The 21,008-nt window shown below is 64.5% G+C and carries 22 protein-coding genes; 14 read left to right on the forward strand and 8 right to left on the reverse strand.

Annotated features, from left to right (window positions below):
- The coding region (locus RXV90_RS19820; protein WP_316650960.1) for a class I SAM-dependent methyltransferase at positions 1–986 on the forward strand (986 nt) is incomplete at its 5' end.
- A 239-nt stretch (positions 987–1,225) separates the two neighbouring features.
- Here the strand turns inward: RXV90_RS19820 and RXV90_RS19825 are convergent.
- Positions 1,226–2,059 (reverse strand): HalD/BesD family halogenase, encoded by an 834-nt coding sequence (locus RXV90_RS19825; RefSeq protein WP_316650962.1) that lies wholly within the window; start codon positions 2,057–2,059, stop codon positions 1,226–1,228.
- A 160-nt stretch (positions 2,060–2,219) separates the two neighbouring features.
- Between RXV90_RS19825 and parE the strand changes: the two genes are divergently transcribed.
- The 3 genes from parE (at position 2,220) to RXV90_RS19840 (ending at position 5,742) form a co-directional block, all read left to right on the forward strand.
- Positions 2,220–4,178, forward strand: coding sequence for a DNA topoisomerase IV subunit B (parE, locus tag RXV90_RS19830; RefSeq protein WP_316650964.1), 1,959 nt, complete (start codon positions 2,220–2,222; stop codon positions 4,176–4,178).
- A 242-nt stretch (positions 4,179–4,420) separates the two neighbouring features.
- On the forward strand, positions 4,421–4,825 hold the full coding sequence (locus RXV90_RS19835) for a hypothetical protein (RefSeq protein WP_316650965.1): 405 nt from the start codon (positions 4,421–4,423) through the stop codon (positions 4,823–4,825).
- A 539-nt stretch (positions 4,826–5,364) separates the two neighbouring features.
- Positions 5,365–5,742 (forward strand): hypothetical protein, encoded by a 378-nt coding sequence (locus RXV90_RS19840; RefSeq protein ID WP_316650967.1) that lies wholly within the window; start codon positions 5,365–5,367, stop codon positions 5,740–5,742.
- On the opposite strand, the gene RXV90_RS19845 is transcribed toward RXV90_RS19840, so the two are convergent.
- Positions 5,739–6,140: a c-type cytochrome gene (locus tag RXV90_RS19845; RefSeq protein WP_316650969.1), complete on the reverse strand. Its 402-nt coding sequence runs from the start codon at positions 6,138–6,140 to the stop codon at positions 5,739–5,741. The two genes, RXV90_RS19840 and RXV90_RS19845, sit on opposite strands and share 4 nt — an antisense overlap.
- Positions 6,141–6,383: 243 nt before the next feature.
- On the opposite strand from RXV90_RS19845, the gene RXV90_RS19850 reads away from it, so the two are divergent.
- On the forward strand, positions 6,384–7,067 hold the full coding sequence (locus RXV90_RS19850) for a hypothetical protein (RefSeq protein WP_316650971.1): 684 nt from the start codon (positions 6,384–6,386) through the stop codon (positions 7,065–7,067).
- A gap of 1 nt (position 7,068) precedes the next feature.
- Here the strand turns inward: RXV90_RS19850 and RXV90_RS19855 are convergent, their stop codons facing one another.
- Positions 7,069–7,458, reverse strand: a complete 390-nt coding sequence (locus RXV90_RS19855; protein ID WP_316650974.1) for a c-type cytochrome — start codon at positions 7,456–7,458, stop codon at positions 7,069–7,071.
- A 97-nt stretch (positions 7,459–7,555) separates the two neighbouring features.
- On the opposite strand from RXV90_RS19855, the gene RXV90_RS19860 reads away from it, so the two are divergent.
- Both RXV90_RS19860 and RXV90_RS19865 read left to right on the forward strand, forming a co-directional pair.
- Entirely contained in the window at positions 7,556–7,960 is a 405-nt protein-coding gene (locus RXV90_RS19860) for a PaaI family thioesterase (RefSeq protein ID WP_316650976.1), read from the forward strand.
- A 21-nt stretch (positions 7,961–7,981) separates the two neighbouring features.
- Positions 7,982–8,428 carry a DMT family transporter gene (locus RXV90_RS19865; RefSeq protein WP_316650978.1) on the forward strand — a complete coding sequence of 149 codons (447 nt, stop codon included), beginning with the start codon at positions 7,982–7,984 and terminating at the stop codon, positions 8,426–8,428.
- On the opposite strand, the gene RXV90_RS19870 is transcribed toward RXV90_RS19865, so the two are convergent.
- The 3 genes from RXV90_RS19870 to gloB all read right to left on the reverse strand — a co-directional run bounded on the left by RXV90_RS19870 (position 8,361) and on the right by gloB (position 12,245).
- Positions 8,361–8,882 (reverse strand): NUDIX hydrolase, encoded by a 522-nt coding sequence (locus RXV90_RS19870; protein ID WP_316650981.1) that lies wholly within the window; start codon positions 8,880–8,882, stop codon positions 8,361–8,363. The two genes, RXV90_RS19865 and RXV90_RS19870, sit on opposite strands and share 68 nt — an antisense overlap.
- Before the next feature lie 97 nt (positions 8,883–8,979).
- Positions 8,980–11,301 (reverse strand): ATP-dependent Clp protease ATP-binding subunit ClpA, encoded by a 2,322-nt coding sequence (gene clpA / locus RXV90_RS19875; protein WP_316650983.1) that lies wholly within the window; start codon positions 11,299–11,301, stop codon positions 8,980–8,982.
- Positions 11,302–11,477: 176 nt separating this feature from the next.
- The gene (gloB, locus tag RXV90_RS19880; RefSeq protein ID WP_316650985.1) at positions 11,478–12,245 is read right to left on the reverse strand and encodes a hydroxyacylglutathione hydrolase; all 768 of its coding nucleotides are present in this window, start codon (positions 12,243–12,245) and stop codon (positions 11,478–11,480) included.
- 63 nt (positions 12,246–12,308) lie between these two features.
- On the opposite strand from gloB, the gene RXV90_RS19885 reads away from it, so the two are divergent.
- The 7 genes from RXV90_RS19885 to RXV90_RS19915 all read left to right on the forward strand — a co-directional run bounded on the left by RXV90_RS19885 (position 12,309) and on the right by RXV90_RS19915 (position 18,844).
- Positions 12,309–13,055 carry a class I SAM-dependent methyltransferase gene (locus tag RXV90_RS19885; RefSeq protein ID WP_316650987.1) on the forward strand — a complete coding sequence of 249 codons (747 nt, stop codon included), beginning with the start codon at positions 12,309–12,311 and terminating at the stop codon, positions 13,053–13,055.
- A gap of 251 nt (positions 13,056–13,306) precedes the next feature.
- Positions 13,307–13,873: a F0F1 ATP synthase subunit delta gene (locus tag RXV90_RS19890; protein WP_316650990.1), complete on the forward strand. Its 567-nt coding sequence runs from the start codon at positions 13,307–13,309 to the stop codon at positions 13,871–13,873.
- The gene (gene atpA, locus RXV90_RS19895; RefSeq protein ID WP_316650992.1) at positions 13,874–15,412 is read left to right on the forward strand and encodes a F0F1 ATP synthase subunit alpha; all 1,539 of its coding nucleotides are present in this window, start codon (positions 13,874–13,876) and stop codon (positions 15,410–15,412) included. It begins immediately after the preceding gene.
- A gap of 24 nt (positions 15,413–15,436) precedes the next feature.
- Complete coding sequence (locus RXV90_RS19900; protein ID WP_316650994.1) at positions 15,437–16,315, forward strand: F0F1 ATP synthase subunit gamma; 879 nt, start codon at positions 15,437–15,439, stop codon at positions 16,313–16,315.
- A 22-nt stretch (positions 16,316–16,337) separates the two neighbouring features.
- A complete protein-coding gene (gene atpD, locus RXV90_RS19905; RefSeq protein WP_316650996.1) occupies positions 16,338–17,762 on the forward strand; it encodes a F0F1 ATP synthase subunit beta in 1,425 nt (474 codons plus the stop codon).
- Positions 17,763–17,880: 118 nt separating this feature from the next.
- Entirely contained in the window at positions 17,881–18,279 is a 399-nt protein-coding gene (locus RXV90_RS19910) for a F0F1 ATP synthase subunit epsilon (protein WP_316650998.1), read from the forward strand.
- Positions 18,280–18,649: 370 nt separating this feature from the next.
- Positions 18,650–18,844, forward strand: coding sequence for a universal stress protein (locus RXV90_RS19915; protein WP_316651000.1), 195 nt, complete (start codon positions 18,650–18,652; stop codon positions 18,842–18,844).
- A gap of 91 nt (positions 18,845–18,935) precedes the next feature.
- Here RXV90_RS19915 and RXV90_RS19920 read toward each other — a convergent pair whose 3' ends face one another.
- A complete protein-coding gene (locus RXV90_RS19920) occupies positions 18,936–19,394 on the reverse strand; it encodes a DNA polymerase III subunit chi (RefSeq protein WP_316651002.1) in 459 nt (152 codons plus the stop codon).
- Positions 19,395–19,416: 22 nt separating this feature from the next.
- Positions 19,417–20,913, reverse strand: a complete 1,497-nt coding sequence (locus RXV90_RS19925) for a leucyl aminopeptidase (protein ID WP_316651005.1) — start codon at positions 20,911–20,913, stop codon at positions 19,417–19,419.
- Positions 20,914–21,008 lie beyond the last annotated feature (95 nt).

Genomic DNA, 21,008 nt, shown 5'->3' on the forward strand with positions numbered 1-21,008 from the left:
TAGAACAGCGCACCTTGCGCCACCTGCCGCGGCCCCATCATCGCCAGACCTCCCTTGCCTCGGGAGAAGTGAATCAGGAGCTAAAGCCTCACTCAAGCCGAGTTTTTCAACAAAATCGGCCCGAAGCAGACTTCAGCGAGAAAGTTGCGAATAGTCAAAATTGGCGTAGTCTTGCTCTGGGAGGAGCGGCAATGGCAGCAAATACGTTTGCCGACCGTTATCAGTCGGTGCTTGTTCCTGTCATCTTCGAGCCTTGGGCTAGAGAGTTGATCCGGCGCGCCAATCCGCAGGCAGGTGAAGACATTCTCGATCTCGCCTGTGGGACCGGCGTCGTTACGAGAGAGATCGCGCGGACTTTGCAGAAGCCAGCGCGACTGGTCGGAGCGGATCACAGCGCCGATATGCTGAAAGTGGCGCGTGGACTTGCAGAGGACATCGGCCTCGAGGCCGAGTGGTTCGAAGCGGACGCGGCTGACCTGCCGTTCGAAAGTGACGTATTCGATCTCGCATTTTGCCAACAAGCCCTTCAGTTCTTTCCGGACCGCCAAGCGGCTCTGCGTGAATTGTACCGTGTGCTTAAGCCCGGTGGTCGGTTGGCATTTTGCGTTCAACAGGAACTGGAGATCAATCCGATGCTTCGTGCGCAGGCCGCAGCCCTCGATGCCCACATCGGACAGTCAGCGGGGGATGCCGTACGTGCCATCTGTTCCTTACCAGATAGCGGAGATCTTCGTCGGTTGTTCGAAGGCACGGGTTTCAAAGATGTCGAGATCGAATCTGTGACGTTGTATTTGCATCATCCCAACGCCAAAGCCTTCGCTAAAGGAGCAATGGGCGGAATGCACACTGGGAACAAGCTGGTCGGAATAGCGGAGGGTTCCGTAGATCGCGCAATAGAGGTATTCCTGCAGGGATTGGGCGATTGCCTCAGCGACGAAGCAATGATCTTCCCACACAGCTCAAACGTGGTTACCGCACGGGCCTGACGTCGTATCTGTCGATTAGCAGCTTAGTCCGCATCGCCATCACAGACCGAGGCCATAACCGCGCCGCAGCGCGACACATCCGCTCGGATCCCATCGTATCCGGCGCAACGGCCCGCCCCCTGCAGACAGCCCGATCAGTCGATCAGCGCATCCGCGCGGTGCCCCGCCCGCTCGTGGTGGATCGGAAGCGTTCGTCCGTAAAGCTGCCGGGTGCGCTCCACACTGCCCACCATGTCCCGCTACCCCACATAGGAGAAGATTGCGACATAGCGCGGTGTCGACCCCTCCAGCGGCGCGACACGGTGCAGGGAATAGCGCCCCTTGAAAAGCTGCAGATCACCGGGCTCGAGCTCAAGCGAAATGACCCTGTCCGAGGTGCCGTCGAGCACCTTCGAAACCTCGTCGAAATGCTCGTCCTCGTTGTCGCGGATCATCGGAACGTAGTCGAAGGATCCGCCACATTCGGCATTCTGAAGCGCCAGCGTGACGGTGAAGTTGTTGGTGTCGAAATGCCAGGGGAACCCGTTCCCTTCCCAGGCGGCATTCACGATGACATCCGCCAAAGGGTCGGCATATCGAAAGAACCGGTCTTCGGGTTCCTGCAGGCAGTCACGAATGAAGGCGTCGAAACCTTCGCTGTCGAAAATGGTGCGCAAGGCCCCGTCGGAACGAAAGTTGTCTGCCGGGATGAACGCGTTTGACCGGTCGAAAAAGCGGCGCCTCGGATCGGTTTCGGGCAGGCTCGCGTCCTCCGCCGTGAAATAGGCGTTGGTGCGCGAATAGCTGCGGTGGCCCTTGTCGGCGACACCATCGGCTTCGGCAACCGCGGCGGCGATCCCGGCAGGGCTCAGAAACCCCTTGAGCACGGCGCATCCCCGCAGGTCCAGCGCATGACGCACCTCCTCCAGGATCGCATCCCGCAAGGGCCCGGGCGTCGCAATCGGATAGCGGTCTAGGTCGATCAGGTTGTCGGCCGAAAGGTGCATCGGTGCCCCCGCGTGGATGTCGGTGATCCAAGTGCACTCCCGCGGCCGGTCGGGCGCTATCGGTATCGCGACATCGCGGGGTCGCATTCATGGAAATCCGGACCGCGGCCACTGGCGGGGCGAAACACCGGTGAAAGCCACGCCCCGCACCGCCCCCGGATCTCCCAACCCCATTGCCCCGCCCCGCCCCCGGTGGTCTAATGGCGAACAACAAAAGAACAGCGGTACACCAAGGCGAGCAGCGCACATGGCCGACGACCTCCTGAGCCGTCCGTCCCAGGACACCTACGACGCCAGTTCCATCGAAGTCCTCGAAGGGCTCGAACCGGTGCGCAAGCGCCCGGGCATGTATATCGGCGGCACCGATGAACGCGCGCTCCATCACCTCGTGGCCGAAGTGCTCGACAACGCGATGGACGAGGCCGTGGCGGGCCACGCCACCCGGATCGAGGTTGAATTCCACGCCGATCACGCCATCACCATCCGCGACAACGGCCGCGGCATCCCGGTCGATCCGCACCCCAAGTTCCCCGACAAATCGGCGCTCGAGGTGATCCTCTGCACCCTCCATGCCGGCGGCAAGTTCTCTGGCGAGGCCTATGAAACCTCTGGCGGCCTCCACGGTGTCGGCGTCTCGGTGGTGAACGCGCTCTCCGACACGCTCCGCGTCGAGGTTGCCCGGAACCGCGAACTTTTCGCCCAGGAATTCTCCCGCGGCATCCCGCAGGGGCCCGTCCAGTCCCTCGGCCCCACCCCGAACCGCCGCGGCACCACCGTCACCTTCCACCCCGATGCCGAGATCTTCGGGCACCTCAAGCTCAAGCCCGCCCGCCTTCTGAAGATGGCCCGCTCCAAGGCCTATCTCTTCTCAGGCGTCGAGATCCGCTGGAAATCCGAGGTCGACGACGGAGAAACGCCCACCGAGGCCAAGTTCCACTTCCCCGGCGGCCTCTCCGATTACCTGGGCGAAACGCTGGGGTCCGCCACCACCTATGCCGAACGCCCCTTCTCGGGCACCGTCGACTTCCGCGAAAAGTTCGGCCAGCCCGGCAAGGTCGAATGGGCGATCAACTGGACGCCGTCCCGCGACGGCTTCATCCAGTCCTACTGCAACACCGTCCCCACGCCCGAAGGCGGCACCCATGAAAGCGGCTTCTGGGCCGCGATCCTCAAGGGCATCCGCGCCTATGGCGAACTCGCCGGCAACCGCAAATCCGGCCAGATCACCCGGGAAGACCTGCTGACGGGGGGCTGCGCGCTCGTCTCCGTCTTCATCCGCGACCCGCAATTCGTGGGCCAGACGAAAGACCGCCTTTCAACCGAGGCCGCACAGAAGATGGTCGAAGGCGCGGTGCGCGATCACTTCGACAACTGGCTGGCGGCCGATACGAAATCCGCGGGCGCCATCCTCGATTTCCTCGTCCTGCGCGCCGAGGAACGGCTGCGCCGCAAGCAGGAAAAGGAAACCGCCCGCAAGACGGCAACCAAGAAACTCCGCCTCCCCGGCAAGCTCGTCGACTGCTCCCGCCAGCAACGCGACGGGACGGAGATCTTCCTGGTCGAGGGCGACAGCGCCGGCGGCTCCGGCAAGGCCGCCCGCCACCGCGAATTCCAGGCCATGCTGCCCTTGCGCGGCAAGATCCTGAACGTCCTCGGCGCGGCCTCGTCGAAACTGACGCAAAACGCGGAAATCAAGGATCTCTGCGACGCGCTCGGCACCGGCATGGGCACGCGCTTCAACCTCGACGACCTGCGCTACGACAAGGTCATCATCATGACCGACGCCGATGTCGACGGCGCCCATATCGCCTCGCTCCTGATGACCTTCTTCTTCACCCAGATGCGCCCGATGATCGACGCGGGGCATTTGTACCTCGCCTGCCCGCCCCTCTTCCGCCTGACCCAGGGCGCACGCCGCATCTACGCGCTTGACGAGGCCGAACGCGATCACTGGCTCGAAAAGGGCCTAGGCGGCAAAGGCAAGATCGACGTCTCCCGCTTCAAGGGCCTCGGCGAAATGGACGCCAAGGACCTGAAGGAAACCACGATGGATCCGGCCTCCCGCAAACTCATCCGCGTCACCATCGACGAGGACGAACCGGGCGAAACCGGAGACCTCGTGGAACGGCTGATGGGGAAGAAGCCGGAACTGCGGTTCCAGTACATCCAGGAGAATGCGCGGTTCGTGGAGGAGTTGGATGTTTGAGAGACGAGTTTAAGGCGTCGATCAAGGAAATCATCGCTCGGCGAACCGGTTATCGTTGCTCGAACCCAGAGTGTCGAAAACCAACTGTCGGTCCCGATGCCCAAGGCGGTTCCGCAAGTATCGGAGTCGCCGCGCACATATCTGCTGCCTCACCTGGCGGACCTAGATACGATATTTCCATTGAGAGTGTGGCTCGGTCCGACGAGTCGAACGGGGTCTGGCTATGCCAAACTTGTAGTCGGTTGATCGATGTCGATGACATCAACTACCCTGTCGAGCTTCTTAGAGAATGGAAAGAGTTCGCAGAAGCAGCCGCAACAATTGAGTTGCGAGGATTTTCAGTAGCTAGAAAGCGTTCATTTGACGAACTGGAAGAGAAAATTCCCGAATTGATTCAAGAGATGCGAACTGATCATCGAAAGGAGCCGTTTGTTCGTGAATTCGTATTGCTAGAAAGGGGCTGGGCATACAATGGTGCCCCAAATAATCCCATTTTCTACTATTACTTTGAAGATCACGATGGCTTGATCTCAAAATTGAAGGTCATGGAGAACTATGGGGCGGTGAAGGAAACCACTTACAACAATGTCGAAAGGTTCGAGTTTACGGAAGAGTTCGCAGACTATCTCGACGGTAATAATCCATAGTGTGACGTGTGCAAGGCGATCAAGAAAAAGCCATCACCTTTTCAGGTGATCTTCAAAGGTTCTTGCCTATCTTTCATTTGTAAGCCCCACCACCGCAGGCCCGTGGGCCGGCGCTCCCACCCCCCTCCACCCCACACTTTATCCCTCCCCCCCGCACGCCCCCGACACAGCAGCCCCACCGCCAGAGTAGCGCCGGCCCGCCGGAACGGGCCTGCGCTGGCACGGCGGCGCTGACGCGCCTTGACTCCGTGCCGGGTGCCCGCAAACGCGCCACCCCTCCGGATTGCTGGCACGGCGGCGCCGAAGCGCTTTCACCCCGCGCCGGGTGCCCCCGAAGCCACGTCACCCCGCCGCCGTCCCGGACCTGCTCCGGGACCTCCCCCTCTGCCGCACACCCCCGTAGGGTGGGTTTTCAACCCACCGCCCCCCGAACCACCCCCCCGTTCCCGGATGCGAGACGCGGCGCCCCCCGCCCCTAGCCGCCAAAGCCGTTTCCCCCTACGCTCCCCGGCCAAGATCCCCGGAAAGGCCCCCGTCCCTTGTCCACCGAACCCGCCACCGCCGCCGGGCGCATTTCGCGCCTCGTCCTCGGCTTCTTCGCCGCGATGGCCACGCCTGTCCTCCTCCTCCCGCTGACGCCCTGGCTCGTGGTCTGGTTCATCGACGGCGTCCCCGGCATCGGGCTTCTCTTCACCATCGCACTGATCCTCGCGCCGCTCCCCGGCCTTGCGCTCTCGCGCGTGCCCGGGCCCGCCCGGCGCAAGATCCTCGTGGCCCTCGCCCTCGTCTTCCTCGCGCTCCTGATCGCCTCCGCCCTGATGCCCGTCTCAAGCACGCTTCTCAGCTTGCGCAGCCTGATCCTCGGCACCGTGACGTCGAGCCTCGCGCTCTCGATCCTGATCCCGAGCCTCCGCTAGCGCTGGATCGACTTGAGGTAGAGAGCGAGGTCCACAAGCCGCTCGGGCGTTGGCGAAACGATCCCGTCGCCGGTGTCGAACAGCACCAGATCGCCGGCCTGAAGCGCCGCGCCGAATTCCGGCATCACCACATCGCCCGCCCGCGCCCGGCGGTAGCCGTCGATCTGGCTCATCACCTGGGCCATGGGGAAGGCGGCATTGTGTCGTTTCGCTATCATCGTCAGATCGGGCACCGTACGGTCCAGCCCCGCCGCCAGCGGGCCGCCGCCGCGGGCATCCGTGCCGTGGCACGCCGCGCAATGCTCGACGAAAAGCGCCCGGCCCGACACTTCGGGGGGTGGCGCGCAGGCCAGTAAAAGAAGGCCTGTGCCTCCCAGAAACGCTGCCTTTATCCGCATGATGTCCTCCCGGTTTCGCGGTTCAGGTTAAGACTATCGCAAGACAGGTTACCTGCACTGAGGTAAATCAACCGTGCGCGGCAGGCCGATCCGGCGGTGTACGGGCGGTGTACGCGCTGTGTACACCGTGTGACCCCCGGCGAAATCAACCAGAACCCAGCATCGGGGCAGGTGTTGCCCCACCGTGCGCCGCCCCGAAACCGGCGCTTTACAAAGCCCGCCCGAGGCCCCCATCCTTGCCCCATGCGCGTGCTGATCTGCCTTGCCGTTCTTGCCCTCGCCGCCTGCGCCTCCCGGCCCCTGACGGAGACCGAGCGGGCCTTCACCGGCACCGTTTTGGGCGACGCGATCGACATCGCCCCCGTCCGCATCACCCGGGGCGCCGCCGTGGGGCTGCTCCGGCCAACAGTGCCGCCGAAACCGCGCACGACCTGCCGGGAAAAACTCTTTCCGCCCAGGGACTTGCCCGTAAAGGGCCGGTTCCCCGCCTTCGTCCTCTCAGACCGCGTCTTCTACACCCGCGAACACTGGCGCGCCGATTTCCTCGCGGGTTATCCAGAGGCGAAATCGCTGCGCCAGTCGATGCGCTTCGCGCACGAGCTTGTCCATGTCTGGCAATGGCAGAACCGGGAGGTCACGGGCTACCATCCGCTGAAGGCGATGACCGAGCATATCGAGAGCGACGATCCCTACCTGATCGAGATCGATCCCGAGAAACCCTTCCTCGCCTACGCCTACGAACAGCAGGGCGTCATCGTCGAGGAATTCGTCTGCTGCCGCGCCCTCGCCCCCACCGCCCCCCGCACGGCGGAATTGTTAAGACTTGTGCGGCAGGTTTTCCCCCAGGCCGCGGCGCGCGAATCCGTGCCGCGCGACGAAATCGCCCTGCCGTGGGAGGGCGCGGAACTGAACGGGATCTGCGGCTGATCTAGCGCTGGATCGTTTCGAGATAGGCAAGGATGTCGGCGATCCCCTGGCTCGTCATCATGGGCTGGCCGGTTTCGGTCTTCACCGCCGTATCCTCGCCCTCGAAGAACCAGCCAAACAGCGGCATCGGCCCGCCATGGCTCAGGATCGGGTCGCGCCCGTCGATCCGGCCAGCGGCGGCAGCGATCGGGAAGGTGCCGCCGTTCCGCTCAGCCAGCGCCGTCAGGTCGGCGGGCAGCACCTCCAGAAGCGGCGCCATCGGCCCGTCGCCCAGGCCTTCGGGCCCGTGACAGGCGACGCAGAAGCTTTCGAAGATCCGCTGCCCCTCCACCACATCCTGGGCCAGGGCGGGGCTGGCGGTTAGCAGTAGAACAAGAAAGGGTCTCAGCATCGCATATCTCCGGTTCGCGCCAGTGTCAGCATTCAGTATCGCCCAGAGTGCAACGCGCGCTTTGATCGGCGTCAAGGCTTGGGCTAGCGTGCAGCCCATGACACCTGATGCCCTCACCGCCGCCCTGCACGAAAACTTCGCGCCGTGGGTTCTCGATCTCGGGATCGAGGTCACCCAGGCCGCGCCCGATCACGTGATCACCCGCATGGCGCTGACCGACCGGCTTGCGCGCGTGGGCGGGATCGTCTCGGGCCAGGCGCTCGCGGCGATGGCCGACACCTCGATGGTGCTCGCCGCCTCTGCGGCGCGCGGGGTTTTCACGCCCTTCGCGACGACGAACCTCGACACCCAGTTTCTGCGCCCCGGCACCGGCCCCGCGATCCTCTGCCGGGCCGAGATCGTGCGCGCGGGCCGCGCCATCACCTTCGCCCGCGCCACGATGACAGCCGAGGACAGCGGCAAGCCGGTGGCCACGGCGACCGCCACTCTTTTCGCCCCCTGATCTTCCAGACCGGAGCCCTCAATGCCCCCAGCCGTCGGCTATGCCTCGATCATGTTTCTCGCCGGTGTCGGCATCCCGCTACTCGCGGCGCTCAATGCCGCACTCGGCGTGCGCGTCGGCTCTCCCGCGGCGGCGGCGGTGGTGCTTTTTCTCGTGGCGCTTCTGACGGCGCTCGGGGCGATGCTGCTGACCGGCGGTACCCGCGCCATTGCGACCCTGCCTGCCCAGCCGAAACACCTTTTTCTCGCGGGCCTGCTGATCGCCTTCTACGTTCTCACGATCACCTGGATCGCGCCGCGCTTCGGCGTCGGGAACGCTGTGTTCTTCGTTCTTCTGGGCCAGCTTGTCGCGGCGGCGCTGATCGATCACTACGCCCTCTTCGGATCGCGGCAGGCCACGCTTACCCCCCTGCGCGCCGCGGGGATCGCGCTGATGGCGGTGGGGGTTCTTCTGGCGCGGCGCCCGTAGGCGGCGCGCACGGCACAGTGATCCCCTGCGCAGTTGGCGACCAGAGCCCCAGCGCGCCAAGGCACTCGGCAACCCGTGATCTGAAATGGGGGACAACATCCGCTCGGCCGACGAAGTCCCGGCCCTCCATCATGCACCATCGCTGCCCTTCGTCGCCGAGGCGAATGGCCCCGATCTGCGCGGCCGTGATCGGCCCGGCAAAGAATTGCGACACCATGCCTGCCGGGCTTGTGTACGTCCGCTGCCAGACGAAGGCGGATCTGGGGTAGATCAGTCCGATCTCCTCTTCGATCTCGCGCGTGACGGCGGAAATCGCGTCCTCATCGGGATCCAACCCGCCGCCGGGAAGATCCCAGCAATTCGGAAAGGGGATCGCCGGATCCTTATCGCGCAGGATCGTGACGATCGCGCTGCGGAAGAACAGGATAGCCTTTGCTCCCGGACGTCCCGTCATCAGCACCCCACCAGGCTCGATTCCCTAAGGCATTGATTTTGCGTCAGAAACGAAAACGGCCCCGATGCCGGGGCCGTCTCCTGTCTCTCCGCAAGCCTTAGTCCGCCGTCAGCAGAGGCGGCTTCTTCGACGACAGCCGGCGCGTTTCGGGCGGCTCGATCCGAAGATCGATCTTGCCGTCCTTCACGCCCACCTTGACGACGCCGCCCTTCATGAGCTTCCCGAACAGAAGCTCTTCGGCGAGCGGTTTCTTGATGTTTTCCTGGATCACGCGGCCAAGCGGGCGCGCGCCCATCTTGTCGTCATAGCCTTTCTCGGCCAGCCATTCGGCGGCGGGCTTCGTCAGTTCGATGGTCACGTTCCGGTCCATCAGCTGCGCCTCGAGCTGCAGCACGAACTTCTCGACCACCCGCAGGATCACCTCCTTGCCGAGCGGTGCGAAGCTGATCACCGCGTCGAGGCGGTTGCGGAATTCCGGCGTGAACTGGCGTTCGATCGCCGCCGTATCCTCGCCCTCGCGCCGGTCGCGGCCAAAGCCGATCGCGGCCTTCGCCAGTTCCTGCGCGCCCGCGTTCGAGGTCATGATCAGAATCACGTTTCGGAAATCGACCTGGCGGCCGTTGTGATCCGTCAGCTTGCCGTGATCCATCACCTGCAGAAGGATGTTGTACACATCCGGGTGCGCCTTTTCGATCTCGTCCAGAAGCAGCACGCAATGCGGGTGCTGGTCGACGCCGTCGGTCAGAAGCCCGCCCTGGTCGAAGCCCACATAGCCCGGGGGCGCGCCGATCAGGCGGCTGACGGCGTGCTTCTCCATATATTCCGACATGTCGAAGCGCAGAAGCTCGACGCCCAGCGAACTGGCCAGCTGCCGCGCGACTTCCGTCTTGCCGACGCCCGTGGGCCCGGCGAAAAGGTAGTTGCCGATCGGCTTTTCAGGCTCGCGCAGGCCCGCGCGGGCCAGCTTGATCGAGCTTGCCAGCGCCTCGATGGCATTGTCCTGCCCGAAGACCACGCGCTTCAGCGTGCTTTCCAGATCCTTCAGAACCTCGGCATCGTCCTTCGACACGTTCTTCGGCGGGATCCGGGCGATCTTGGCGACGACCGCCTCGATCTCCTTTGCGCCGATCGTCTTGCGCCGCTTCGATTCCGCGACAAGGTGCTGGGCCGCGCCCGCCTCGTCGATCACGTCGATGGCCTTGTCCGGCAGCTTCCGATCGTTGATGTAGCGGGCCGAAAGTTCCACCGCCGTCTTGATGGCTTCCGCGGTGTACTTGATGTCGTGATGTTCCTCGAAATAGGGCTTCAAGCCCTTCAGGATCTTCACGCTGTCTTCCACCGTCGGCTCGTTCACGTCGATTTTCTGGAACCGGCGGCTGAGCGCGCGGTCCTTCTCGAAATGCTGGCGGAATTCCTTGTAGGTGGTCGAGCCCATGCAGCGCAGCTTGCCGCCCTGAAGCGCGGGCTTCAGGAGGTTCGAGGCATCCATCGCGCCGCCGGATGTCGCGCCGGCACCGATCACGGTATGGATCTCGTCGATGAAAAGCACCGCGTCGGGGTGATCCTCAAGCTCGCTGACCACCGCCTTCAGGCGTTCCTCGAAATCCCCGCGATAGCGGGTGCCGGCCAGAAGCGCGCCCATGTCGAGCGAATAGATCGTCGCGCCGGACAGCACCTCGGGCACCTCGGCATTCACGATCTTGCGGGCCAGGCCCTCGGCGATCGCCGTCTTGCCCACGCCTGGATCACCCACCAGAAGCGGGTTGTTCTTGCGGCGGCGGCACAGCACCTGCACACAGCGTTCCACCTCGTGCTCGCGCCCGATCAGCGGATCGACATCGCCCTGCCGCGCCTTGGCGTTCAGGTCGACACAGTATTTGGCAAGCGCGCTTTCGCTTTTGTTGTCGTCCTCGGCGGCCTGGGTTTCCTCCTCGAACTCCTGGCTGCCCTGCACCGGGCGGCTTTCCCCGAACGAGGGGTTCTTGGCCACGCCGTGGGCGATGAAGTTCACCGCGTCATAGCGCGTCATCTCCTGCTCCTGCAGGAAATAGGCGGCATTCGATTCCCGTTCCGCGAAGATCGCGACCAGGACGTTCGCGCCGGTCACTTCCGTCCGGCCCGAGGATTGCACATGGATCGCGGCGCGCTGGATCACGCGCTGGAAGGCCGCGGTCGGCACCGCTTCCGACCCGTCGATATCGGTGACGAGGGTCGACAGATCATCCTCGATGAAATCCAGAAGCGTCTTTCGCAGCACATCCAGATCCACCGAGCAGGCCTGCATCACCTTCGCCGCGTCCGGCTCGTCGATCAGGGCAAGCAGCAGGTGTTCCAGGGTTGCAAGTTCGTGACGCCGCGCATTGGCCAGGGCCAGCGCTGCGTGAATGGCTTGCTCGAGCGTATTCGAAAACGACGGCACGTCGACGTGCTCCTTTACTGGTGGTGGCCGGGGGCGCGAGAGCCCTCTGACCATGGCCTCGTAAGATTAGACTTCGGTTATAATTCCAAAGCTTCAAGGTTTTTTTGTGCAAATCCGCTCACAATTCGATGCGTGGCGAATTCGAGTCACGATGTGTGCCCGCGAATCGGGCGGCCTCAGAACCTGTCCTTGCGCTGGCGGATCTCTGCGAAAGCCTCGGCATCGCTGGCATCCGGCATCCCGATCAGCGCCTTCACCTCGGGGCGGCCGGCGCGCAGGAAGGGGTTGGTCTTGAGTTCATCGGCTAGCGTTGAGGGGACGGTCGGCTTACCCGCCCCCCGGGCCGCCGTAACCGCGTCTTTCCGCGATATAAGATCGGGATTTTCCGGTTCAATGGTCAGGGCGAAGCGGGCGTTGGCCTCGGTGTACTCGTGACCGGAATAGACGACCGTCTCGGGCGGCAGGGCGGCGAGCTTCGAGAGGCTGTCCCACATCTGGGGAAAGTTGCCTTCGAACACGCGGCCGCAGCCGAGCGCCATCAGGCTGTCGGCCGTGAAGACGGCCCGCGCGCCGGGCACATAGAACGCAATATGGCCGACAGTGTGGCCGGAGACGTCCATCACGGTGACGGTTTCGCCGGCGAAATCGAAACTGTCGCCCTCGGCCACCTCGCGATCGAGATCGGGAAGCCGGTGCCGGTCGGCCGCAGCCCCCGTGACCTTGCAGCCGTAGCGCGCGCGCAAATCCTCGACACCCTCGACATGGTCGCCGTGGTGATGGGTGATCCAGAGTTCATCGAGCCCCCATCCCCGTGCCTCTAGCGCATCCACGAGCGGCGCGGTTTCCGGCGCATCGACAAGCGCGGTGCGGCCCGAGTCCGCATCGTGGATCAGGAAAGCGTAGTTGTCGCTGCGGCAGGGGATGGTGACGATTTCCAGGGACATGGCGTTTCCTTTCTCCTGCGCTATGGTTCGGGCGAACCTTGCAGCAGCCCGGGCCGGCCCGCAATGCATCTCGATGTGCTCGACCTCAGGTCGTTCTACTACCGCACCGGCCTCGGCCGGGCCGCACAGCGCTCGATCCGCGACCAGGTGCGCACGCTCTGGCCCGAGGCGCGGGGGATGAATGTGGCGGGCTTCGGATTCGCCGTGCCGCTTCTGCGCCCGTTCATCGGCGAGGCGCAGCGGGTGATCGCGCTGATGCCCGGCCAGCAAGGCGTGATGCCCTGGCCGCCGGGGGAGCCGAACATGGCGGTTCTGTGCGAGGAAACGCTCTGGCCGATCGAGACGGAAACGGTGCACCGGCTGATCGTTCTTCACGGGCTCGAGACATCGGAGAACCCCCCCGCGGTGATCGAAGAGGTCTATCGCACCCTCGCACCCGAGGGCCGCGCGCTGTTCATCGTGCCGAACCGCGCCGGGCTCTGGTCGAAGAACGATGCGACACCCTTCGGCTTCGGCCGCCCCTATTCGCTGTCGCAGCTTGAGGCGCAGATGAAGTTTCACGGCTTCCAGGCCGAACGCCACGCTGCGGCGCTGTTTCAGCCGCCATCGTCGAAGCCGTTCTGGATGAAGACCGCGCGGGTCTGGGAAGGCGTGGGGCGGAAGCTTTCGAATTCGCTGGCGGGCGGTGTGCTTCTTCTGGAAGTGAAGAAGCAAATCCCCGCCCCGCCCCGGCGCGGCCTGCGCGAGGCGGTGAAGAAGCCATTGAAAATATTAGACGGCATCGCGAGCCCGGCCCCGAAACCGGTGTGAGCGCGGAATCGTCCGAATGCCTGCCGCAGGGGCGCTTTTTTCGTGCACCCGAGGCGCGCAAACGGTCGCAGTTCGCATTAGACATTGATATCTATATATATTTTCGCGCGCGAATGTCACGGCAAGGCGGTTGCGAGCCCCAGAGACCTCTGTTACATCACCGCTGATTTTCGGGGGTGCCCGGCGGGGAACCACCAAGACAGGCTTGTGCGCCCCAATACAGTGGTGCCTGGCCAGACAAGAACGAAAGGGTGGACGTGTCCGAACCAGCTTCGATCTCGACAGGTATTGCTGGCCGCTATGCCACGGCGATCTTTGAACTGGCGAAAGAGGGCAACGCGCTTGCGACCCTCGAAAGCGATGTGGGAACGCTGGGCGCGGCATTGAAGGAAAGTGCGGAGTTCCGTGGCGTCATCCATTCGCCGGTTTACAGCCGCCACGAACAGGGCGCCGCGGTGACGGCCATCGCGGAAACGGCGGGCCTGTCCGACATCCTGAAGAATACGCTCGCCCTGATGGCCGCGAAACGACGCCTGTTCGTGCTGCCGCAGCTCGTCGCCGCGCTCGAGCGGATGATTTCCGACGAGAAGGGCGAGATCGAGGCCGATGTGACCTCGGCCCAGCCGCTGACCGAAGATCAGCAGGCCAAGCTTGCCGAAACGCTGAAGGCCCGTGTCGGAAAAGACGTCAAACTGAACACCGCCGTCGATGAAAGCCTCATCGGCGGCCTCGTCGTAAAGGTCGGCTCTCGGATGATCGACACTTCGATCCGCTCCAAGCTCGCCGCGCTCAAGAACACCATGAAAGAGGTCGGATAAATGGGAATCCAAGCCGCCGAAATCTCTGCCATCCTGAAGGAGCAGATCAAGAACTTCGGACAGGAAGCCGAAGTCGCCGAAGTGGGCCGTGTGCTGTCCGTCGGTGACGGTATCGCGCGGGTCTATGGCCTCGACAACGTCCAGGCGGGCGAGATGGTCGAGTTTCCGGGCGGCATCATGGGGATGGCCCTGAACCTCGAAAGCGACAACGTCGGCGTCGTGATCTTCGGCTCTGACCGGGACATCAAGGAAGGCGACACCGTCAAGCGCACGAATTCGATCGTGGACGTGCCTGCGGGTGACGCGCTTCTGGGCCGGGTCGTCGATGGCCTCGGCAACCCCCTGGACGGCAAGGGCGAGATCAAGGCCGCCGAACGCCGCGTGGCGGACGTGAAGGCCCCGGGCATCATCCCGCGCAAATCGGTGCACGAACCGATGGCAACGGGCCTCAAGGCGATCGACGCGATGATCCCGATCGGCCGCGGCCAGCGGGAACTTATCATCGGCGACCGCCAGACCGGCAAAACCGCCGTGGCGCTCGACACGATCCTGAACCAGAAGTCCTACAACGACGCAGCCGGCGACGACGAATCGAAGAAGCTTTACTGCGTTTACGTCGCGATCGGGCAAAAGCGTTCGACCGTCGCGCAGCTCGTGAAGCGCCTCGAAGAATCGGGCGCGATCGATTACTCGATCGTCGTGGCCGCGACCGCGTCGGACCCGGCGCCGATGCAGTTCCTCGCCCCCTATGCCGCGACCGCGATGGCGGAATACTTCCGCGACAACGGCCGCCATGCGCTGATCATCTACGATGACCTGTCGAAGCAGGCCGTGGCCTATCGCCAGATGTCGCTTCTTCTGCGCCGCCCGCCGGGGCGTGAAGCCTATCCGGGTGACGTGTTCTATCTGCACTCCCGCCTGCTCGAGCGTTCGGCGAAGCTGAACGAGGACAATGGCGCGGGCTCGCTGACGGCGCTGCCGATCATCGAAACCCAGGGCGGCGACGTTTCGGCGTTCATCCCGACCAACGTGATCTCGATCACCGACGGCCAGATCTTCCTTGAAACCGACCTGTTCTTCCAGGGCATCCGCCCCGCCGTGAACACCGGTCTGTCGGTGTCGCGCGTGGGCTCTTCGGCCCAGACGAAGGCGATGTCGTCGGTTGCGGGCCCGGTCAAGCTGTCGCTTGCCCAGTATCGCGAGATGGCGGCGTTCGCGCAGTTCGGCTCCGACCTCGACGCCGCGACCCAGCGGCTTCTGAACCGGGGCGCGCGCCTGACGGAACTGATGAAGCAGCCGCAGTATTCGCCGCTGACCAACGCCGAAATCGTCTGCGTCATCTTCGCGGGCACGAACGGCTATCTCGACAATATCCCCGTCTCGGACGTGGGCCGGTTCGAGAGCGGGCTTCTGAACCACCTGCGGACGAAGCACACCGATCTTCTCGACTGGATCACCAACGAAGATCCGAAGATCAAGGATGACGCGGCAGAACGGGTCAAGAAAGTTCTGGACGAGTTCGCCAAAGGCTTCTCGTGAAGAGCGGCCGGAGGGACAGATTAAATGCCCAGCCTTAAGGACCTGAAAAACCGGATCCAGAGTGTGAAGAACACTCGGAAGATCACGAAGGCCATGCAGATGGTGGCCGCCGCAAAACTGCGGCGGGCGCAGGACGCGGCCGAACAGGCCCGGCCCTATGCGGAACGGTTCAATGCCGTGCTTGCGGGCCTTGCCTCCTCGGTCGAGGGATCCGACAGCGCACCGAAGCTTCTGGCCGGCACTGGCAAGGAGTACGTGCACCTTCTGGTCGTCATGACGGCGGAGCGGGGCCTTTGCGGGGGCTTCAACTCCTCGATCGTGAAGCTTGCGAAGGCGCATGCCGCCGATCTTCTTGCCAAAGGCAAAACGGTGAAGATCATCACCGTCGGCAAGAAGGGGCGCGAGCAGCTTCGCCGGGACTATGGCGATCACCTGATCGACCATGTCGACCTGAGCGAGGTGAAGCGGATCGGGTATCAGAACGCCGCGGATATCGCGAAAGATCTTCTGGCCCGCTTCGATGCCGGCGATTTCGACGTCGCGACGATCTTCTTCAACACCTTCGAGTCGGTGATCGCCCAGGTGCCCACGGCACAGCAGATCATCCCGGCGAAATTCGACGATGCGGAAGAAGAGGCCGGCACGGCAACGCTTTACGACTACGAGCCGGACGAAGAGGCGATCCTCGCCGATCTTCTGCCGCGCGGCGTGGCCACGCAGATCTTTGCGGCGCTTTTGGAAAACGCCGCTTCGGAACAGGGCGCCCGGATGAGCGCCATGGACAACGCAACCCGCAACGCGGGCGAGATGATCGACAAGCTGACGATCCAGTACAACCGTTCGCGTCAGGCGGTCATCACCAACGAACTGATCGAAATTATTTCGGGCGCCGAGGCGCTCTGAGAACCCCGGGAGACCGTAAGAGATGGCAAACGCAAAAGGCAAAATCACCCAGGTGATCGGCGCTGTCGTCGACGTGCAGTTCGACGACCATCTGCCCGAAATTCTGAACGCGCTGGAGACCGACAACCATGGCAACCGCCTGGTTCTGGAGGTCGCCCAGCACCTTGGTGAAAACACCGTCCGCACGATCGCGATGGATTCGTCCGAAGGCCTCGTGCGCGGCCAGGAAGTGACGGACACCGGCGGCCCGATCACGGTGCCCGTGGGCAACGCGACGCTTGGCCGGATCCTGAACGTCGTGGGCGAGCCCGTGGACGAAGGTGGCCCCGTCGAGGCGGAGGAGCGCCGCCCGATCCACCAGCCGGCGCCCGAGTTCATCGAGCAGTCGACGGAATCGGAAATCCTGGTCACCGGCATCAAGGTTGTGGACCTTCTGGCCCCCTACTCCAAGGGCGGCAAGATCGGTCTCTTCGGCGGCGCCGGCGTGGGCAAGACGGTTCTCATCATGGAACTGATCAACAACATCGCGAAGGTGCACTCGGGCTTCTCGGTTTTCGCCGGTGTCGGCGAGCGGACACGCGAGGGCAACGACCTTTATCACGAGATGATCGAAAGCTCGGTCATCAAGCCCGACAACCTTTCGGAAAGCCAGGTGGCGCTGGTCTATGGCCAGATGAACGAGCCTCCGGGGGCGCGTGCCCGCGTCGCGCTGACCGGCCTGACGCTGGCCGAGCAGTTCCGCGACCAGTCGGGAACGGACGTGCTGTTCTTCGTCGACAACATCTTCCGGTTCACGCAGGCCGGTTCCGAGGTGTCGGCGCTTCTGGGCCGTATCCCTTCGGCGGTGGGCTATCAGCCGACGCTCGCGACCGACATGGGCGCGATGCAGGAACGGATCACCTCGACGAAGGCCGGGTCGATCACCTCGATCCAGGCGGTTTACGTGCCCGCGGACGACCTGACCGACCCCGCGCCGGCCACGACCTTCGCCCACCTCGACGCGACGACCGTTCTGTCGCGTGCCATTTCGGAACTCGGCATCTACCCCGCCGTGGACCCGCTCGACTCCACAAGCCGGATCCTCGACCCGGCGATCGTGGGTGAAGAGCACTACCAGGTGGCCCGTGACGTTCAGGGGATCCTCCAGCGCTACAAGTCGCTGCAGGACATCATCGCGATCCTCGGGATGGACGAACTTTCGGAAGAGGACAAGCTGACCGTGGCCCGGGCCCGGAAGATCCAGCGCTTCCTGTCGCAGCCCTTCGACGTGGCGAAGGTGTTCACCGGCTCGGACGGCGTGCAGGTGCCGCTCGAAGACACGATCTCGTCCTTCAAGGCGGTCGTGGCGGGCGAATACGATCACCTGCCCGAGGCGGCCTTCTACATGGTCGGCGGGATCGAAGAGGTGAAGGCCAAGGCCGAGAAACTGGCGGCGGAAGCGGCTTGAGTTAATACCGGCCCCCCGCCCCGCCTCCCCGCCCGTCCACCAAGCGTGCCCTCGATAGCAGGCTTGGCGGACGGACGGGGAGGCGGGACGGGAGGTCGGTTCCGACAAGGAAAAGAAGATGGCGGACACGATGCAATTCGATCTGGTCAGCCCCGAGCGGCGCCTCGCGTCGCTGGAGGCCAGGGCCGTCCGGATCCCGGGCGCCGATGGCGACATGACGGCGATGCCCGACCATGCGCCGACGATCACGACGCTTCGGCCCGGGCTTCTGACGGTGGAAACCGGATCCGGCTCGGAATCCTACCTGGTGACCGGCGGTTTCGCCGAGATCACCGCGGAGGGTACGACGGTTCTGGCCGAGGCCGCGATGGCGAAGGATGAAGTGACGCGCGACTACCTGGAGAGCCTGCTGGCCGAGGCCCGCGAGGCGCAGGCCAGCGCGACGCCCGACCTGGCGGATGCCGCCGCGAAGGTGGTGGCGGATCTGGTGGCGGTTGGCGATCAGATCGGCCTCTGACCAGGCGCAAACCGGCTCTGATGCGGCCCCCTTCGGGGGCCGTTTCCGTTTTTGAACCAGGGCCTTGTGACGCGTCTTTGCGTTCGGTCAACTTCGTTCTGCCCAGAGGATGCTACCTGCAGCGCCAACGCGACATGAAGGAGAAACCGCATGACCAGGTCCGTCATGGTGCCGGTGGATCTTGCGCATACTGGAAGCCTGGGGAAAGCCGTCACGGAGGCGGGATATCTTGCGACCGCGCGGGGAACGCATCTGACGCTCGTCGGGGTGGTGCGGACCGCCGCCACCGCGATTGCGCCCAATCCGCCGGAGACTGACGCGAAGCTCAAGACCTTCGGGGGGGGCCGTCGCCGCGCGCACCGGGTGCCCGGTGCACACGCTTCTGCGACTGGAGACCGATCTGGCCGTGGATCTGGGACCGGTGCTTGTGACGGTGGCGCGGGAGATCGGGGCGGATGTGATCGTGATGGCCTCGGATCGTCCGGACGCGACCGGGCCTGTCACCGGCGCGACTGAGGAATATGTGGCGCGTCACGCGGGCTGTTCGGTTTTCGTCGTCCGGTAGGATCGCCGCGCTGCGCGCGCCGATCGAATGGGGCTCTGCCCCGCCTCGCTGCGCTCAGCCCCCCGGAGTATTTTGGCCAAAATGAAGGGGCTCAGGCGCCGCTTTCGGCCTTCTTCTGCCAGCGGCCGCCATCCTGGCTCCAGTACTGGGCCGAAACGCCCGCGCTGGTCAGATCGCGCCACTGCCCGCGGGCGGCCTCGACCGCCGCGGGATCGTTGCCGTCGAAGAGGATGCAGACCCGTTCCATCGCGCCCGCCTCTTCCGCCGAAACCGATGCACCGTCGACCGCCATGAGGCAGGCCGCACCGTTCGGAGCCGCAGCCCCTGTGGTCAGAAGAACCGGTTGATCAGCATCATGGGGGCCGCCCGCAAGCCCGTGGGGGAGGAAGCCGTCGCCCATCCAGAGCTTCTGGTCGAGCCAGTCGAGCCGGCCCGCGTCGCCACCGCGCACGAGAACGCGCCATCCCGCCTCGCGGGCGCGGCCAAGAAGCATCGGCAGCGTCACTTCCACCGGATCGCGGGTCAGGTGATAGAAGAAGACCGCGCCCATTTCGCCCGCCGCCCGCGACCGATCAGGAGCCGGTTTCGAACCGGTCGGCGATCAGGCGGTTGAGCGCGAGGACGCCCCAGCCCGTGGCACCCTTGGGGGCGTGGGGGCCTTCAGTCTTGAGGCTTGCCACCCCGGCGATGTCGAGGTGAATCCAAGGCGTTTCGTCCTTCACGAAGCGCTTGAGGAACTGCGCGGCGGTGATCGAACCCGCCGGCCGGCCTCCCACGTTCTTCATATCCGCGATGCGGGACTTCAGCTGTTTGTCGTAGCCGTCGCCCAGGGGCATCCGCCAGGCGCCTTCGCCTTCCGCCCTGGCCGCGGCGAGGAAGGCCTCGCAGAGGTTGTCGTCATTCGAGAAAACGCCCGCGTTTTCGTGCCCGAGCCCGATGATGATCGCGCCGGTGAGCGTCGCGAGATCAACCATGCCCACGGGATCATAGGTTTCCTGCGCGTACCAAATGACATCGCAGAGGACGAGCCGGCCTTCCGCGTCGGTGTTGATCACCTCGATCGTGTCGCCCTTCATCGAGGTCACCACGTCGCCCGGCCGCTGGGCCCGGCCGTCGGGCATGTTTTCAACGAGCCCGACGAGGCCCACGACGTTGGCCTTCGCCTTGCGGAGCGCGAGCGCCTTCATCACGCCCGCGACCACGCCTGCGCCGCCCATATCCATCGTCATGTCTTCCATGCCGCCCGCGGGCTTGAGGCTGATCCCGCCGGTGTCGAAGACAACCCCCTTGCCGACGAGCGCGAAGGGGCGTTCGCCCTTGCCGCCGCCGTTCCATTCGATGACCACGACCTTGGAGGGGCTTTCAGACCCCTGCCCCACGCCCAGAAGCGCGCGCATGCCGAGTTTTTCGAGCTTGTCCTCTTCGAGGACGGTGACCTTGGCGCCAAGCTTCGACAACGCCTTGAGCGTATCGGCAAAGGCGGTGGTCGTGAGCACGTTCGAGGGCGCGTTGACGAGATCACGGGTGAAGAAGACGCCCTGGGCGAGGGCCGGCACATCGGCGGCCGCGGCCTCGGCCTCTTCGGGTTTGGAGCACATGAAGGTGAGGCTGCCAGGAGACGCCCCGTCGTCGCCTGCGTCGTCGTCCTTCTTCGAGCGGTGATCGGTGAAATCGTAGGCGCGCAGGAGCGCGCCAAGCGCCAGATCCTCGATCCCGCGGATGTTGCCGGCGAGCACGAGGACCGATTTGCCACGCGCCGCACGCCCGATGGCGATGCCGGCCTTGCGCGCCTCTTCGCCGTCGGGCCGGCGATCGAGTTTCACGACCTGAAGCGCCTCGGCCGCGAGCCCCGTGGGCCAGGCGAGATCACGCGCCTCGCCCTCGCGCAGCTTGGCGAAGGCCTTGCTTTCGGCGAAGCGTTCCAGCGCGCCGCGGGTCAGGCGGTTTACGCGCCGGGCTGTCTGGTCGAGTTTTCCGGAGGGCGAGATGAAGACGGCAACGCGGCCCTCGGCACTGGCGATGCTGTCGAGATCGATTTCGGTGAAGGCAAGGCTCGGCGTCTCGGTCATGTCGGATCCCCGTCGGTCAGGTTTCCCTCTGATTAGCTGTGGTGCGGGGGGATGACCAGCGGGGAGATTCCGCCCATTTCCGCGCGGCGCGGGCT

The organism is Ovoidimarina sediminis (assembly GCF_032586175.1).
Classification (GTDB): domain Bacteria; phylum Pseudomonadota; class Alphaproteobacteria; order Rhodobacterales; family Rhodobacteraceae; genus Ovoidimarina; species Ovoidimarina sediminis.

Coding starts and splice junctions, on each gene's coding strand:
- RXV90_RS19870 (WP_316650981.1), bottom strand. CDS start 8,882: ATGACGGGACGTCCGGGAGCAAAGGCTATCCTGTTCTTCCGCAGCGCG.
- RXV90_RS19865 (WP_316650978.1), top strand. CDS start 7,982: ATGCCCCCAGCCGTCGGCTATGCCTCGATCATGTTTCTCGCCGGTGTC.
- RXV90_RS19925 (WP_316651005.1), bottom strand. CDS start 20,913: ATGACCGAGACGCCGAGCCTTGCCTTCACCGAAATCGATCTCGACAGC.
- RXV90_RS19850 (WP_316650971.1), top strand. CDS start 6,384: ATGCGCGTGCTGATCTGCCTTGCCGTTCTTGCCCTCGCCGCCTGCGCC.
- atpA (WP_316650992.1), top strand. CDS start 13,874: ATGGGAATCCAAGCCGCCGAAATCTCTGCCATCCTGAAGGAGCAGATC.
- RXV90_RS19920 (WP_316651002.1), bottom strand. CDS start 19,394: ATGGGCGCGGTCTTCTTCTATCACCTGACCCGCGATCCGGTGGAAGTG.
- RXV90_RS19860 (WP_316650976.1), top strand. CDS start 7,556: ATGACACCTGATGCCCTCACCGCCGCCCTGCACGAAAACTTCGCGCCG.
- RXV90_RS19855 (WP_316650974.1), bottom strand. CDS start 7,458: ATGCTGAGACCCTTTCTTGTTCTACTGCTAACCGCCAGCCCCGCCCTG.
- RXV90_RS19910 (WP_316650998.1), top strand. CDS start 17,881: ATGGCGGACACGATGCAATTCGATCTGGTCAGCCCCGAGCGGCGCCTC.
- RXV90_RS19845 (WP_316650969.1), bottom strand. CDS start 6,140: ATGCGGATAAAGGCAGCGTTTCTGGGAGGCACAGGCCTTCTTTTACTG.
- RXV90_RS19885 (WP_316650987.1), top strand. CDS start 12,309: ATGCATCTCGATGTGCTCGACCTCAGGTCGTTCTACTACCGCACCGGC.
- atpD (WP_316650996.1), top strand. CDS start 16,338: ATGGCAAACGCAAAAGGCAAAATCACCCAGGTGATCGGCGCTGTCGTC.
- parE (WP_316650964.1), top strand. CDS start 2,220: ATGGCCGACGACCTCCTGAGCCGTCCGTCCCAGGACACCTACGACGCC.
- RXV90_RS19900 (WP_316650994.1), top strand. CDS start 15,437: ATGCCCAGCCTTAAGGACCTGAAAAACCGGATCCAGAGTGTGAAGAAC.
- gloB (WP_316650985.1), bottom strand. CDS start 12,245: ATGTCCCTGGAAATCGTCACCATCCCCTGCCGCAGCGACAACTACGCT.
- RXV90_RS19825 (WP_316650962.1), bottom strand. CDS start 2,059: ATGCGACCCCGCGATGTCGCGATACCGATAGCGCCCGACCGGCCGCGG.